The sequence below is a fragment of the Pseudomonas sp. FP2338 genome (assembly GCF_030687515.1).
In the GTDB taxonomy this organism is placed as follows: domain Bacteria; phylum Pseudomonadota; class Gammaproteobacteria; order Pseudomonadales; family Pseudomonadaceae; genus Aquipseudomonas; species Aquipseudomonas salomonii.
Window position 1 is genome coordinate 1,299,561 of sequence record NZ_CP117436.1, and the last position, 13,580, is coordinate 1,313,140.

Sequence of the window (13,580 nt, forward strand, 5' to 3'; positions counted from 1 at the left end):
ACAATGCCGTCGGTGGTCCGGTTCAGCAGGGAGTGGGTGTTTTCAGAACGCGTCCATCAGCAAGACACGGCAGGTTTTGGCCTGGTACTCGTTGATTTTCGGCACCAGCCGGGTGAAGTGTTCGGTCTGGCAATGAGCGTCCAGCGCCGCCTGGTCGGGCCACTGCTCGATAAAGATGAAGTGCCCTGGGTCTTTTTGATCGACAAACAGATCGTAGGCGATGCACAGCGGTTCCTGGCGGGTTTTCTCCACCAGTTCGGTGTACCACGGGCGCACGGTGTCCAAGTGTTCAGGCTGGATAAAATCTTCAGCGATGACTTTCAACATGGCAGGCATTCCTTACGCCGCGGCGACTTCATGCGGCTCAAAACTGTCCGCCCGCGCCATCTGCCACATGCGCGAATAGAACTCGCCGTTGACCTCGCCGGTGAGTAACTCGCCAGGCTTGAGGAACACATGCAACTGCGAGAACAGCTTGATCTCGGTAGCCGACATACGTCGCACCAAGTGCTTGGCCGACAATTGCGACGGATGATCCAGCCCTGCGGCGGCGAGCATTTCGGCCAGGGCGTGCAGCGTGTTGCGGTGGAAGTTGAACACACGCTGGGCCTTGTCCGGCACGACCAGGGCTCGTTGGCGCAGTGGGTCTTGCGTGGCCACGCCGGTTGGGCATTTATTGGTGTGGCAGGACTGCGATTGGATGCAGCCAATGGCGAACATAAAGCCACGTGCCGAGTTGGCCCAGTCGGCGCCGATGGCCAGGACGCTGGCGATATCGAACGCACTGACAATCTTGCCGCTGGCACCGAGTTTGATTTTGTCGCGCAGGTTCAGGCCCACCAGGGTGTTGTGCACGAACAGCAAACCCTCACGCAGCGGCACGCCGATATGGTCGGTGAACTCCACGGGGGCTGCGCCGGTGCCACCTTCCTTGCCATCGACCACGATAAAGTCCGGGAGGATGCCGGTTTCGAGCATGGCCTTGGCGATGCCCATGAACTCCCACGGGTGGCCCAGGCAGAACTTGAAACCCACCGGTTTGCCGCCGGACAGTTCACGCAATTGGGCGATGAATTGCATCAGTTCGATGGGCGTGGAAAACGCACTGTGGCGCGACGGCGAGATGCAGTCCTCGCCCATCATGATGCCGCGGGTGTCGGCGATTTCCTGGGTGACCTTGTGCTTGGGCAGGATGCCGCCATGGCCGGGCTTGGCGCCTTGGCTCATCTTGATTTCAATCATGCGCACTTGCGGGTTCTGTGCCTGCACGGCAAAACGTTCCGGGTCGAAACGGCCGTCGCTGGTGCGGCAGCCGAAGTAGCCGCTGCCCAGTTCCCACGTGAGGTCGCCGCCGTTTTCGCGGTGGTAGGGGCTGATGCTGCCTTCGCCGGTGTCATGGGCAAAGTTGCCGAGCTTGGCGCCTTGGTTGAGGGCGCGGATCGCGTTGGCGCTCAACGAGCCGAAGCTCATGGCCGAGATGTTGAATACCGAGGCCGAGTAGGGTTGCGTGCACTGCGGGCCGCCGACCATTACGCGAAAGGCGCTGGGGTCACTGAGCGGCGCCGGGCGCATGGAGTGGCCGATGAACTCGAAGCCCGACTGGTACACATCGATCAAGGTGCCGAAGGGCTTATCGGCGGTTTCATTTTTGGCGCGTGAGTAAACCAAAGAACGCTGGGCCCGGGAGAAGGGCAGGGCGTCGCTGTCGGACTCGAGCAGGTACTGGCGGATCTCCGGGCGGATGGCTTCCACCAGGTAACGGATATTGCCCAGGATCGGGTAGTTGCGGCGTACCGCATGGGGGCTTTGCAGCAGGTCGAAAAGGCCGATCAGGCTGAGGACGCCGGTGACCAGGGTGATGGGCCACAGCCACTCATGTTCGATAAAAGGGAGGCTGGCGAGGGTGAAAATGACGCACACGGCAAAGAAGGCGTAACGGCTTAGCAACGACAGGCTCATACGGTTTTTCCTCAGGTTCAACTCTATAGGTCGATTGGCCATTCTGCGCCTGTACGGAAACCATAGACAACCTGTGGGAATAATCAGTTTGGCTGCACCGGTGGGACAGACTGGCCCGCAATAGACAACTGGCGGCTATCGGTGACCTCGAACTGCGCCTGGTGGGTGGCGGTCGAGTCGGCCCCGACGAAGACGGTAAAGGTGCCCGCTTCGACCACTGGCGAGAGGTTCATATCCAGCAGGGCGAAGTCCTTTTGATCGAGGGTGAAAGTCACGCTCTGCGCCTCGCCGGGGGCCAGATGCACTGTGTGAAACCCACGCAGCAGTCGGACCGGGCGGGTCACACTGGCGACGTCATCGCGCAGGTACAACTGGACGATTTCATCACCGGCACGCTTGCCGGTGTTGGTGACGGTGACCTCGACGGTCAGCGACTGGTTGGACGCCAACCGCTGGGCGCTGAGTCGAGGCATAGAGTAGGCCAACGTGGTGTAGCTCAGGCCAAAGCCAAATGGGTAGGCTGGCGCTTGGTTGATATCCATGTAGTTGGAACTGAAAATGTCCGGCAACCCGTCGGCGTTGCTGTTGGGGCGGCCCGTATTTTTGTGTGCGTAGTAAATGGGGATCTGCCCCACGCTGCGGTTGTTTTTCAACAGCATGCCTCACGGGCGAGTGCACGATGCTGCGGTGTCAGGACGTTATTGGTTTCACGGATTGCGTCGCTGTAACGGTAAGGGTCGTCAAACAGCCCCAGGCGCTGCTTGGCCTTGAGTATGCGGCGCACTGCGTCATCCACTTGCGTCAATGAAACCTGGTTGTTGTGTGCCAATGTCGGCAGGTTTTGCCGGTAGGTCTGGCTGGCCATTTCGACATCCACACCAGCGTTGAGGGCCAGCAGCGAAGCGTCGGCTTCGGTGCGGGCGATGCCGTGCTGGATCAGCTCTCTTACGGCGATGTAGTCGCTGACGATGATACCGGTGAAGCCCTCCTGCTGACGCAATAACCCTGTGAGCAAAGCTTTGTTGCTGTGCATGGGCGTTGCTGCGAACTCGCTGAAGGCGGGCATGATTGCGTCGACACCCGCCGTGACTGCCGCGCGGAAGGGCGGCAGGTGGACCTCCCTCACGGTCCGTTCCGACAGGTCGGCTACGTTGTAGTCCCGTCCGCCTTCGCCAGCCCCATAGGCTATAAAGTGTTTAGCGGTAGCCATCATGTACGAGGTGTCAGGCGGGCCTGCACCGTGAAAGCCGCGTACTCGCGCTGCGGCCAGGATGGAGCCGAGAAACGGATCTTCTCCAGCGCCTTCTGCTACACGCCCCCAGCGCGGGTCGCGTGCAATGTCGACCATTGGCGCGTAAGTCCAGTGCACACCGCTGGCGGTGGCTTCAACAGCCGCCGCGCGGGCAGTACGATACGTCAGCTGAGCGTCCCAGGCCGCAGCGTCAGCCAGCGGCAACGGGAACACGGTGCGAAAGCCATGAACGACATCGAAGGCAAACAGCAGTGGGATATGTAAACGCGAGCCTTGTACGGCCTGCTCCTGCAGCCGACGAGTCAGGTCGGCACCCTAGGCACCGATGACCGAGCCAACCGTTATGGTTGGCCGTTCTTCCAAGCCGTCTTGATCAACCATGGCGCCAGTCGGTGACTCCTTGATGCCAAGCTGGCCAAGTTGGGCAACTTTTTCCTCAAGCGTCATTTGCCCCAGCAGACGTTCAACAACATCATCCTGGGCAGTCGCTACCAGTGAGAAGAAGGCGAGTAACAGCAGCAAGAGGCGATTACGCATGATTGTCAGCGCTGGCCGAAAATAGGTCTCCGATTCTTTGGCGCGCCGGTGCAACCGTCTACTGTCAGAAATGACAGTTAATCAAGGGTTTTAGACAGACGGCTAGGCGTTTTGCGCCTGAAGAAAGATCGAGAACAGCTCCGACTGGGATTTGATCCCCAGCTTGCTGTACATGTGTTTCTTATGGACTTTCACGGTCTCCACCGAGATTTCCAGCTTGCGGGCGATTTCCTTGCTGGAGCAACCGCTGAGCATCAAGCGGCCTACGTCCAGCTCGCGGGCGGTGAGTTGCGCGCCCCAATCATCATTTTGAATCGGCGGTTGCGGCGCGCTCACCTGGTTCAGTTCATGGGGCAGACGCTGGCGCAGCAGGCTCAACACCCACGGCTGGATCAGTGACAGCAGGGCAATTTGCTGTGGGTCAAAACGCTGTTTCGAACCCAGCGACAGGCACAAGGTGCGCCCGTCCGGCAGGTGGCAATTGAACTGGATTTCATCGGCCACCACGTTCAGGCGAAAGTAGCGCTGGTAGTACTCGGTCAGCTCGAAATGCTCCGGCGCCACTTCCGCCAGGCGCAACAGGCCGGTGCGCGCGTGTTCGCGGCTGGCGATGTAGAACGGGTCGAGCAGGTACAGGCCGTTGAGGTAGTCCTGGAACAAATGGTCCGGCGCGCCGTCGGCGCCTGGGCATTCGGCGAACACCAGCGGGCGGTGCTCACTGCTGAACAGCAAGGCCACCCAACTGTCGGACGGCACGTACTGGTCCAACAGCCGTACAAGCTGGGTCCAGAAGTTGGGCTGGTCCAGGGCGTCTATCATTTGCCCCACCGAACGGTGCCAGGCGATGTCTTGCAGCGTCATGCTCATCAATCTACCCCTATCGGGTTACCCCGGCCGCGTAATTCCCTGGCCGGTGTTGGCTGCGCATACTGCGGCACGGATAAAGAACAAGGAATACCCATGAAGGTCGAATTTGCCCAATTGGCAGGCCGCGATAACGGTACAGCTTACAACCTTGAGCGCGCCTTGGCGGCCATTGCTGCGTGCGCCGCCGACACGCAACTGATCGTCTTCCCGGAAACCCACTTGATGGGCTTCCCGTCGGCCGAGACCGTCGCCGCGATCGCCGAACCGGTAGGCGGCCCCACCGTACAAGCGGTTATCCAGGCGGCCCGTGCGCGCAATATTGCCGTGGTTATCGGCATGGCCGAGCACGACGATGGCCAGTTCTATAACACCACCTTGCTGATCACCCCCGAAGGCATCGCCCTGCGTTATCGCAAGACCCACCTGTGGGCTTCGGATCGCGGCGTGTTCACCCCGGGTGATCGCTACGCCACGTGCCTGTGGAACGGCGTGCGCGTCGGCCTGCTGATCTGCTACGACATCGAGTTCCCGGAAACCGCCCGCGCCCTGGCGCAGTTGGGCGCCGAGCTGCTGATCGTCACCAACGGCAACATGGACCCGTACGGTCCCACGCATCGCACCGCAATCATGGCCCGCGCCCAGGAAAACCAGGCGTTTGCGCTAATGGTCAACCGGGTCGAAGAGGGTGACGGCGACCTGTTGTTCGCCGGCGGCAGCGCGCTGGTGGACCCGAACGGCGCTTTGCTGTTTGAAGCAGGGCGTGAGGAAGGGCAATTCACTGTCGAGCTGGATCTCGACCAATTGGTGGCGGCTCGCAAGGACTACCGCTACCTGGATGACCAGCGCTTGAAATTGCCCGGCGAGGTGATTGAGCGCAGCGATGGCACGCGCGAATTGCTGATCCCCCAAGCGTAGGACTGGCCCCTTGTGGCGAGGGAGCTTGCTCCCGCTGGGGCGCGTAGCGGCCCTAAGGTTTTGGGGCCGCTGCGCAGCCCAGCGGGAGCAAGCTCCCTCGCCACAACAGCAGCATTAATCATAAAAATAGTTTGCGCTTCACCGACTTCAGTTCTGCCATAAATCTAATAAATCAGCGGAGAATCGCTCATGGCTCGTTTGCAACGCACCCTGTCGTTAGGGGCGGTGGTGCTGTTTGGCATCGCCTATATGACGCCGATCATTGTGCTTGGCACCTTCGGCATCCTCGCGCAATCCACCGGCGGCATGGTGCCGGCCGCGTACCTCGCGGCGCTGGTGGCGATGTTCTTTACCGCCATGAGCTACGGGCGCATGGCCTCGGCATTCCCGGTGGCCGGTTCCGCCTACAGCTATGTGCGCAAGGCCATCAGCCCCAAGCTGGGTTTTATCGCCGGTTGGGCGGTGTTGCTCGACTACCTGTTCCTGCCCATGGCCATCTGGCTGATCGGCGCTGCGTACCTGCACTCGGCGTTCCCGACGGTGCCGCAGTGGGTGTGGGTGCTGGCGTTTATCGGGATCACCACGGCAATCAATATCATCGGCTTGAAGCTCGCCAACGGCATCAACGCGCTGCTGATGCTGGTGCAGTTTCTGGTGCTGATCGCATTCGTCGCGCTGTGCATCCACTACATCGGCGGTGACGCGAGCAAGCCACTGTGGACGCTTGCCCCCTTCTTCAACGGCCAGATGCACATGCCGCTGATCATGAGCGGCGCGGCCATCGCCTGTTATTCGTTCCTGGGCTTTGACGCGGTCAGTACCCTCACCGAAGAAACCCGCGACCCACGCCGCACCATCCCACGGGCGATCATGCTGATCACCTTGATCGGCGGGCTGATCTTCGTGGGGGTGTCGTACTTCGTGCAGATCGCGCACCCGTCGTTTGAGTTTGCCGATGTGGACTCGGCGGCCTATGAGATTGCCCGCAACGTGGGCGGCGATCTGTTTGTGTCGATCTTCCTGATCGGCCTGATCGTCGGCCAGTTCGCCTCGGGGCTGTCGGCCCAGGCCAGCGGTTCGCGCCTGTTATTTGCCATGGGCCGTGATGGCGTGTTGCCCAAGTCATTCTTCGGCACCTTGCATGCGCGCTTCGGCACGCCGGTCAACAGCATCCTGTTGTGTGCGGTGGTGGCCTTGCTGGCGTTGAAGCTCGACGTGACCACCTCGACTTCGTTCATCAACTTCGGTGCGTTCCTGGCGTTCAGCCTGGTGAACCTGTCGGTGATCTTTCACTACTGGATCGGCGCCAAAGCGCGCGGTGTACGTGAGGTGATCCTGTTCCTGGTCTTCCCGACCATCGGCCTGTTGGCGGACCTGTGGCTGATGGTCAGCCTCGATCACCTGGCGATTTACCTGGGCGCGGTGTGGTTGGCGATTGGCGTGGTGTACCTGGGCTTCCTCACACGTGGTTTCTCAAAGCAACCGCCGGAAATGGACTTTCAGGAAGCGGTATAGAAGCAGTCGGCCTATTCTTATTGCAATCGGTTCTCGTTTGGGTGCATGACTTGTGTTACTGTATAACACTTAAATTGCACCCAGACGCCCCGGAGGCCTTATGAAAGCTGGTATCCATCCCGACTACCGCACCGTGCTGTTCCACGACACTGCCGCCGACGTGTTCTTCCTGATCGGCTCCACCGCCGACAGCGACCGCACCCATACACACAGCGACGGCAACACTTACCCGTACATCCCGCTCGATGTGTCCAGCGCCTCGCACCCGATCTACACCGGCCAGCAGCGCAAGACCCAGGTCGAAGGCCGGATTGCCGGGTTCAACAAGCGTTTCGCTTCGTTTGGGTCGAGCCCAAAAAAGGCGGATGCATAACCCAGACTCGACGGCGTGCCCTACGCCGTCGTTTGCCGAATCGGCAGTACCACCCGAAAGGTCGTGCCCTTGCCCAGCTCACTGCTGACCGAGATTGAGCCCCGGTGTTTCTTGACGATGCCGTAGGACAGTGACAATCCCAAGCCGGTGCCTTCGCCGACGGGTTTGGTGGTGAAGAAGGGGTCGAAAATCTTCTGCACGGTTTGCGGCGCAATCCCACAGCCGTCGTCCGCCACTTCCAGCCAGATGTTCTCACCTTCCACGCCATTGCTGATGGTAATGGTGCCGCGTTCCGGGCCCATGGCTTGTGCGGCGTTAATCACCAGATTCATCACCACTTGATTGAGCTGCGACGCCAGGCACTCGATGTCCGGCAGCGGCATGTAGTGCTTGACCACATCAGCCTTGTACTTGAGTTCGCTGGCGACGATGTTCAGCGTCGAATCAATGCCTTGTTGCAGGTTGGAGAATTGCCAGGTCTGGTCGTTGTCCACCCGCGAAAAATTTTTCAGGTCTTTGACGATTTGCACCACGCGGCCAATGCCATCCTTGGATTCGCGGATCAGGATCGGGATGTCCTCCTTGAGAAAGTCCAGCTCCAACGTAGTGCGCAAGGCCTTGAGCTGGTCGCGCTGTGGTTGCGATGGGATTATTTCCTCACTGTGTCGATAAGCTTCAAGCATTTGTTGCAGCTGGTTAAAGTAGCCATCAAGGGTGTTGAGGTTGGACGAAATGAAGCCTACCGGGTTGTTGATCTCATGGGCGACACCGGCGGCAAGCTGACCCAGTGAAGCGAGCTTTTCCGACTGCACCAGCTGGCTTTCCAAGTGCTTGCGCTCGTCGATTTCCAGTTGCAGCGCCTGGGTACGTTGTTCCACCAGCTGTTCCAGGTGCAAGGTTTGCAAGGCGGCGCGACGGGCCATGTCCCACTTGTTGGCCAGGGTATTGGCCATTTGCTGGACTTCAATGTTATCGAAAGGTTTTTTCAGGATCAGCAAACGGTCATGGGCGTGCAGGCGAAAGAGCAGGTCCTCCCAGGAGTAATCCGAGTACGCGGTGCACACCACCACTTGCAGGTCGGGGTCGACCTTCCACAATGCCTCGATGGTCTTCGCGCCGTCCCAGCCCTGGGGCATGCGCATGTCCACAAAAGCCAGCGCGTAGGGCCGTTGTTCTGCCATGGCCGTGGTCAGCAAACCCAGGCCTTCTTCGCCACCGTACGCCGAATGCAGGTCGAAAGCCTGAGCCTGAGGCGTGGCGGCGTCGCCGAACAGCGCTGACTCCAGGTCATCCAGTGCGGGGTTGGAGGCCACGCTCGGCATCAGAATCTTGCGAAAATCTTCATGAATTGACGGTGTGTCATCAATCAGCAGAATGCGCCGGTTGGGAGGCTGGTTCATGGGGCAGTTCCGGCAAGGGTGAGAGGAATCGTCAAGGTAAACACTGCGCCAAGGCCTGGCCCATCACTGTGAGCACTGAGTTGGCCGTGCATTTCCACGGCGGCCAGGGCACAGCTGTGCAGGCCGAAACCGTGGCCTTCTTTGCGGGTGGTGAAGCCGTGGGTGAATATCCGGGTCATGTTCTCGGCGGGTATGCCTTCGCCATCGTCCTTTACACTGATTTTCAGGGTCTCGTCAGCCGCCGGTTGAACGGTCAGGGTCATTTGCCGTGGCCGGTCACTGAGGTTGGACATGGCGTACTTGGCGTTGCTGATCAGGTTGACCATAATCAGCAACAGTCGGTTTTTGTCGCCCAGAATCTCCGGTACTTGGGCGTACTCCTTGACCACCGTGACGTGATGACGGCTTAAAGCGCCGGCGTTCATGCGCAGGGCGTCTTCCATCAACGCGCTGATGTTGACGGGTTCGAGCAGTGTGGAGGCGCCGGCATAGGATTGCTGGGTCGAGACGATGTCCTTGATGTGGTCAACGCTTTTGCTCAGTTGCGTCAGTTCCTCGCTCATGCCTTGCTGTTCGAGTGCAATCGCTTCGACCAACTGGTTCAGGTAGCCCGGCAGCAATTTGCCCTTTTCATCCTCGCTGAGGAAGGTGCCCAGGTCGCCCTGATGCGCGTTGATCAGTTGCATGGCTTTACCCAGGCCCTGGACCTTGCTGTTGCGCAATTGGCGCGCCACCAGGTCGGCGGAAATGTTCACGCTGTTGAGCACGTTGCCAACGTTGTGCAGCACGTTCGTGGCGATTTCCGCCATGCCCGCCTGGCGGGCGCTGTCCATCAGCTCGCTCTGGGCATCCTTGAGCTGTTGCGTGCGCCGCTCCACCCGGTGTTCCAGGGTTTCGTTGGCGGCCTGCAAGGCACGATTGATCCGGTTGATCTCGGCGAAACTGCGCAACAGGCGTACCGCCAGGTACAGCAGCAACACCACCAGCAAGGTTGAGAAAATCAACAGGTAGCGGTGGTATTGACGATCAACGAGGTCGGCCGCCTGCTGGTCCTGGTTGAGGTGGGTGGTCACGTCATCCAGGCGCTCGGCCACGGGCACTGCGGCAATTCGTTCGAGGAGGCTGTTGACCATCGGCTGCTCGCGCAGGATCAGCGAAATGTGGTTGCTGAGGATCACGACCGGTGCCTGGAATTCACTGGGCAGGCGCTCCTTGTTGACTTTCAGCTTGCCCAGGCCCACCAGAATATCGGCGGCGAGATCGTCACTGGTGACCTGGGCGAACTCCAGGCTGCTGAGCAGCAGGTCGTAGGTGTCGGTGGCCACGCTTTGCAGTTGCAGCCGACTTCCATCGTCAATACGACTGAACTGGGCCTGGATATCGTCTTCAGCGGTCGGCAGAAACGCCAGCGAGTTGCGCAGCACCGCATTGTGGGATTTGAACTGGTCTACAAGCCGCGCCTTTTCCTGGATGGCGGCCTGATACGCTTGCTGGGTGGCGCGCCAAAGGGGCAGGTCGGCGGTGTTGTGGTAGGTGTCGCGGCTGCCCAGTTCGGCCCATATGCGCGTCATTTCGGTGAGCGGTTTCACCAGCGGATCGTAGTTGTGGGTAATCGAGACCCGGGCCTTGAGCACTTCGCTGTCCCATTGCGCATTGAGTTGCTGGAGCTGGCGGATCAGGTCCCGTGACTGGGTGTAGCTGGCCGTTTGGTCGCGGGAGGACATGAGGTACAAAAAGATCAGGGTCGAGGCCAGCAGCAGGGTCATCAACCCCAGCAACAGCTGGCTGGTACGGCGGCGGGACAGGCTCGGCAGTCGGCTCATAACGGCTTGCCCGCCCATTGGCCAGTCAGGGTCTTGAGAAACAGGATGATCAGGTCCTTGTCTTCCTGGGTCGGAGTGCGCCCCAGTTGATACTTGAACATTACGTCCACGGCCTCTTCCAGGCTTTTGGCCGAAGCGTCGTGAAAGTAGGGCGCGGTGACCGCCACATTGCGCAGGCTGGGCACCTTGAACACATAGCGGTCCTCTTCATCCTTGGTCAACAGGTAACGCCCCAGGTCCGACTCGACCGGGTTGCCGCGGGCCTTGAAGTAGTCATCCATCACGCCGAATTTTTGAAACATGTTGCCGCCGATGTTCACTCCCTGGTGGCAGGCGATACAGCCGTAATCTTTGAAATGCTGGTAGCCGTACTTTTCCTTGAGGGTGAGGATATCTGTATTGCCATTCAAGTATTGGTCGAATCGCGAGTCGGGCGTGAGCAGCGTGCGCTCATAGGTGGCCAGGGCGTTTTGCACATTGGCTGCAGTGACGCCATCGGGATAGGTCCGCTGGAATGCGTTCTGGTAGGCGGGCACGGCTGCGAGGTTCTGCACCACGGTTTTCCAGTCGCTGCCCATTTCTGCCGTGCTGATGACCGCGTGTTCGACTTGCGCTTCCAGCGTGTCGACACGACCATTCCAGAACTGTTTGAAGTTCAGGCTGGCGTTGAACACCGATGGGGTGTTGACCTCTACCGGTTTGCCGTCAAAACCGATCGAAAACGGCTTGTCGTCGCCGCCGCCGGACGCCAGGCGATGGCAACTGGCGCAGGACAGTGTGTTGTTGGCTGACAGGCGCGGCTCATTGAACAGTTGCCGGCCCAGTTCGACTTTGGCCGGGTCCAGCCTCGGCACGCCCGGCAAGGGTTTGAGTGCCTCGTCCAACGGTGCGGCTGCCAGTGGCAGACTCGCGCTTAACCATAAGGTGAGGATGAGCCCGTGGGTTGATACTTCGTTCAAGCGAGCACTCCTTGCAATCGGCTATTGATCGGGCATAAGGGTAGGGTGACCGGCTTGCATCAACTGCGCAAAATCCTTTGGGGGCACGGCTTTGCTGAATAGAAAACCTTGGCCTTCTTCGCACCGCTGAGCTTGCAGGAAATTCAGTTGTTCAATGGTTTCCACGCCTTCGGCAATGATGCTCAGGTTCAGACTTTTGCCCATGCCGATGATAGCGCTGATCAGTTGGGCGTCCTGGCTATTTACGCTCATGCCGCGCACGAAAGATTGGTCAATTTTCAGCACGTCGATGGAAAAGCGCCGCAGGTAGCTGAGGCTGGAGTAACCGGTGCCGAAGTCATCCAGGGCCAGACGCACGCCCATGGCCTTGATGGTGTTCAAGGTGGCAACGGTGTCGTCGACATTCTGCATTAACACGCTTTCGGTGATTTCCAACTCCAGTTGGGCAGGCGGCAGGCCGGTCTGTGTGAGTATCTCGGCCAGGTTGTCGGTAAAGTCCCGCTGGCGAAAGTCGATGGCTGAGACGTTCACCGAGATGCACAACGGGCTCAAGCCCATGGCGCGCCAGGCTTGCCCTTGCTCGCAGGCCCGGCGCAGCACCCACTGGGTCAAGGGCACTATCAGCCCACTGTCTTCGGCCACCGGAATGAACTCAGACGGGCTGATCCATCCCGAGCGCGGCTCAAACCAACGTATCAAGGCTTCAGCACCGACGATTTTGCCGGTTCTCAATTCCAGTTTCGGCTGGTAGTGCAGCACAAACTCGTCATGCTCCAGGGCCTGGCGGATCGCACTTTCCAGGCCCTGTTGCTGTTGCGCGCGCAGGTTCATGGTCTGGGTATAAAAGCTGAAGTCACCCGGGCCGCGCTCCTTGCTGGTGTGCATGGCGGTTTCGGCCTGTTTGATCAGTTCCACCGCGGTGCTGCTGTCATTGGGGTAAATACTGATGCCGAGGCTGGCGGTGACGCTCAGGTCGTGCCCGGCGAGGTGGCGGGTTGCGCGCACGGCCGTGAGCAACTTTTGCGCAATATGCTGGGTTTGTTGCGGGTGCTGGATATCGTTGAGCAGAATCACAAACTCATCGGCCACATAGCGAAACACTGAATCCGAGCCTCGTACCGTCGCCACCAGGCTCTGGCTGATCTGCTGGAGTACCTCGTCGCCCACCGGATACCCCAAGGCATTGTTGATGCGCTTGAAGCGGTCCAGCCCGATAAATATCACCGCCAGTTGTGTGTCATGCCGTCGGCCCAGGGCGATGGCCTGGGTCAGGCGGTCACCCAGCAAGGTGCTGTTGGGCAACTGCGTGAGCGCGTCGTATTGCAGCAGGTGCGAAACTTTGAGCAATTCCTGCACGCGTTCTTCAATGGTGCACTCCAGGCTCCGCACCTTGAGGGCGACGTCTTGGGCGAGCTGCCATTTCCAGGTCAGGGCGCTGGCCATCTGGCGGATTTCCAGGTGGTCAAAGGGTTTTTTCAGGATCAGTAACTGGTCGTTGTACTTCAACCGCGCTTCGATGGCCTCAAAGGAGTAATCGGAGTAGGCGGTGCACAGGGCAATCTGCAGGTTGGGGTCGACGCTCCACAACTGTTCGATGGTGTGCAGACCATCCCAGCCGGGAGGCATGCGCATGTCGATAAACACCATGGCGTAGGGCGCACCGTCCGCCAGGGCCTTGTTCACCAGGGCAAGGGCCTCTTGGCCCTGATAGGCCGAATCCAGCAAAAACGTCTGGCGCACCGGCACCTCGGTGCCGAACAGGGCTTCTTCCAGGCTGTCCAGTGAGGGGGCATCGTGGGGGTTGGCGCACAGAATCTTGCGGAAATCTTCGTGGATAGAGGCCGTGTCATCCACGATCAGAATGCGTCGGTTGGCCCGCCCTGAGTCTGGGTTCATGGCGCACTGTGCATTGGCAACAGGTTCGATGGCATAACGCTTCCTTCCTTGGTTTGACATCCGGGAGGAGTACGCACCGGTTGA

Annotated in this window: 13 protein-coding genes and 1 pseudogene; 3 read left to right on the forward strand and 11 right to left on the reverse strand. The window is 59.7% G+C overall.

Features of this window, described 5'->3' with window-relative positions:
• Window positions 1-42: 42 nt before the first annotated feature.
• The 6 genes from PSH96_RS05665 to PSH96_RS05690 all read right to left on the reverse strand — a co-directional run bounded on the left by PSH96_RS05665 (window position 43) and on the right by PSH96_RS05690 (window position 4,615).
• Window positions 43-327, reverse strand: coding sequence for a putative quinol monooxygenase (locus PSH96_RS05665; protein ID WP_305458070.1), 285 nt, complete (start codon window positions 325-327; stop codon window positions 43-45).
• Between the two features lie 12 nt (window positions 328-339).
• Window positions 340-1,959, reverse strand: coding sequence for an FMN-binding glutamate synthase family protein (locus PSH96_RS05670; RefSeq protein ID WP_305458072.1), 1,620 nt, complete (start codon window positions 1,957-1,959; stop codon window positions 340-342).
• Between the two features lie 83 nt (window positions 1,960-2,042).
• Window positions 2,043-2,618, reverse strand: coding sequence for a fibronectin type III-like domain-contianing protein (locus tag PSH96_RS05675; RefSeq protein WP_305458073.1), 576 nt, complete (start codon window positions 2,616-2,618; stop codon window positions 2,043-2,045).
• Window positions 2,609-3,517, reverse strand: a complete 909-nt coding sequence (locus PSH96_RS05680) for a glycoside hydrolase family 3 protein (protein ID WP_370694354.1) — start codon at window positions 3,515-3,517, stop codon at window positions 2,609-2,611. The genes PSH96_RS05675 and PSH96_RS05680 overlap by 10 nt, the downstream gene beginning before the upstream one ends.
• 9 nt (window positions 3,518-3,526) lie before the next feature.
• Window positions 3,527-3,748: a hypothetical protein gene (locus tag PSH96_RS05685; protein WP_305458075.1), complete on the reverse strand. Its 222-nt coding sequence runs from the start codon at window positions 3,746-3,748 to the stop codon at window positions 3,527-3,529.
• A gap of 102 nt (window positions 3,749-3,850) precedes the next feature.
• Window positions 3,851-4,615, reverse strand: coding sequence for a LuxR C-terminal-related transcriptional regulator (locus tag PSH96_RS05690; RefSeq protein WP_305458077.1), 765 nt, complete (start codon window positions 4,613-4,615; stop codon window positions 3,851-3,853).
• Between the two features lie 93 nt (window positions 4,616-4,708).
• On the opposite strand from PSH96_RS05690, the gene PSH96_RS05695 reads away from it, so the two are divergent.
• The 3 genes from PSH96_RS05695 to PSH96_RS05705 all read left to right on the forward strand — a co-directional run bounded on the left by PSH96_RS05695 (window position 4,709) and on the right by PSH96_RS05705 (window position 7,418).
• On the forward strand, window positions 4,709-5,530 hold the full coding sequence (locus PSH96_RS05695) for a carbon-nitrogen hydrolase family protein (protein ID WP_305458079.1): 822 nt from the start codon (window positions 4,709-4,711) through the stop codon (window positions 5,528-5,530).
• Between the two features lie 189 nt (window positions 5,531-5,719).
• Entirely contained in the window at window positions 5,720-7,045 is a 1,326-nt protein-coding gene (locus PSH96_RS05700; RefSeq protein ID WP_305458081.1) for an APC family permease, read from the forward strand.
• A gap of 100 nt (window positions 7,046-7,145) precedes the next feature.
• On the forward strand, window positions 7,146-7,418 hold the full coding sequence (locus PSH96_RS05705) for a type B 50S ribosomal protein L31 (RefSeq protein ID WP_017135901.1): 273 nt from the start codon (window positions 7,146-7,148) through the stop codon (window positions 7,416-7,418).
• A gap of 20 nt (window positions 7,419-7,438) precedes the next feature.
• On the opposite strand, the gene PSH96_RS29515 is transcribed toward PSH96_RS05705, so the two are convergent.
• The 5 genes and pseudogenes from PSH96_RS29515 to PSH96_RS05725 form a co-directional block, all read right to left on the reverse strand.
• Entirely contained in the window at window positions 7,439-8,101 is a 663-nt protein-coding gene (locus PSH96_RS29515; protein WP_370694355.1) for an ATP-binding protein, read from the reverse strand.
• A gap of 60 nt (window positions 8,102-8,161) precedes the next feature.
• Window positions 8,162-8,245, reverse strand: a pseudogene (locus PSH96_RS29520) (hypothetical protein); the annotation flags it as partial.
• 569 nt (window positions 8,246-8,814) lie between these two features.
• Window positions 8,815-10,641 carry a DAHL domain-containing protein gene (locus tag PSH96_RS05715; RefSeq protein ID WP_305458085.1) on the reverse strand — a complete coding sequence of 609 codons (1,827 nt, stop codon included), beginning with the start codon at window positions 10,639-10,641 and terminating at the stop codon, window positions 8,815-8,817.
• A complete protein-coding gene (locus PSH96_RS05720; protein WP_305458087.1) occupies window positions 10,638-11,600 on the reverse strand; it encodes a cytochrome-c peroxidase in 963 nt (320 codons plus the stop codon). Before PSH96_RS05720 ends, PSH96_RS05715 begins: the two co-directional genes overlap by 4 nt.
• A 21-nt stretch (window positions 11,601-11,621) precedes the next feature.
• Complete coding sequence (locus PSH96_RS05725; protein ID WP_305458088.1) at window positions 11,622-13,496, reverse strand: bifunctional diguanylate cyclase/phosphodiesterase; 1,875 nt, start codon at window positions 13,494-13,496, stop codon at window positions 11,622-11,624.
• Window positions 13,497-13,580 lie beyond the last annotated feature (84 nt).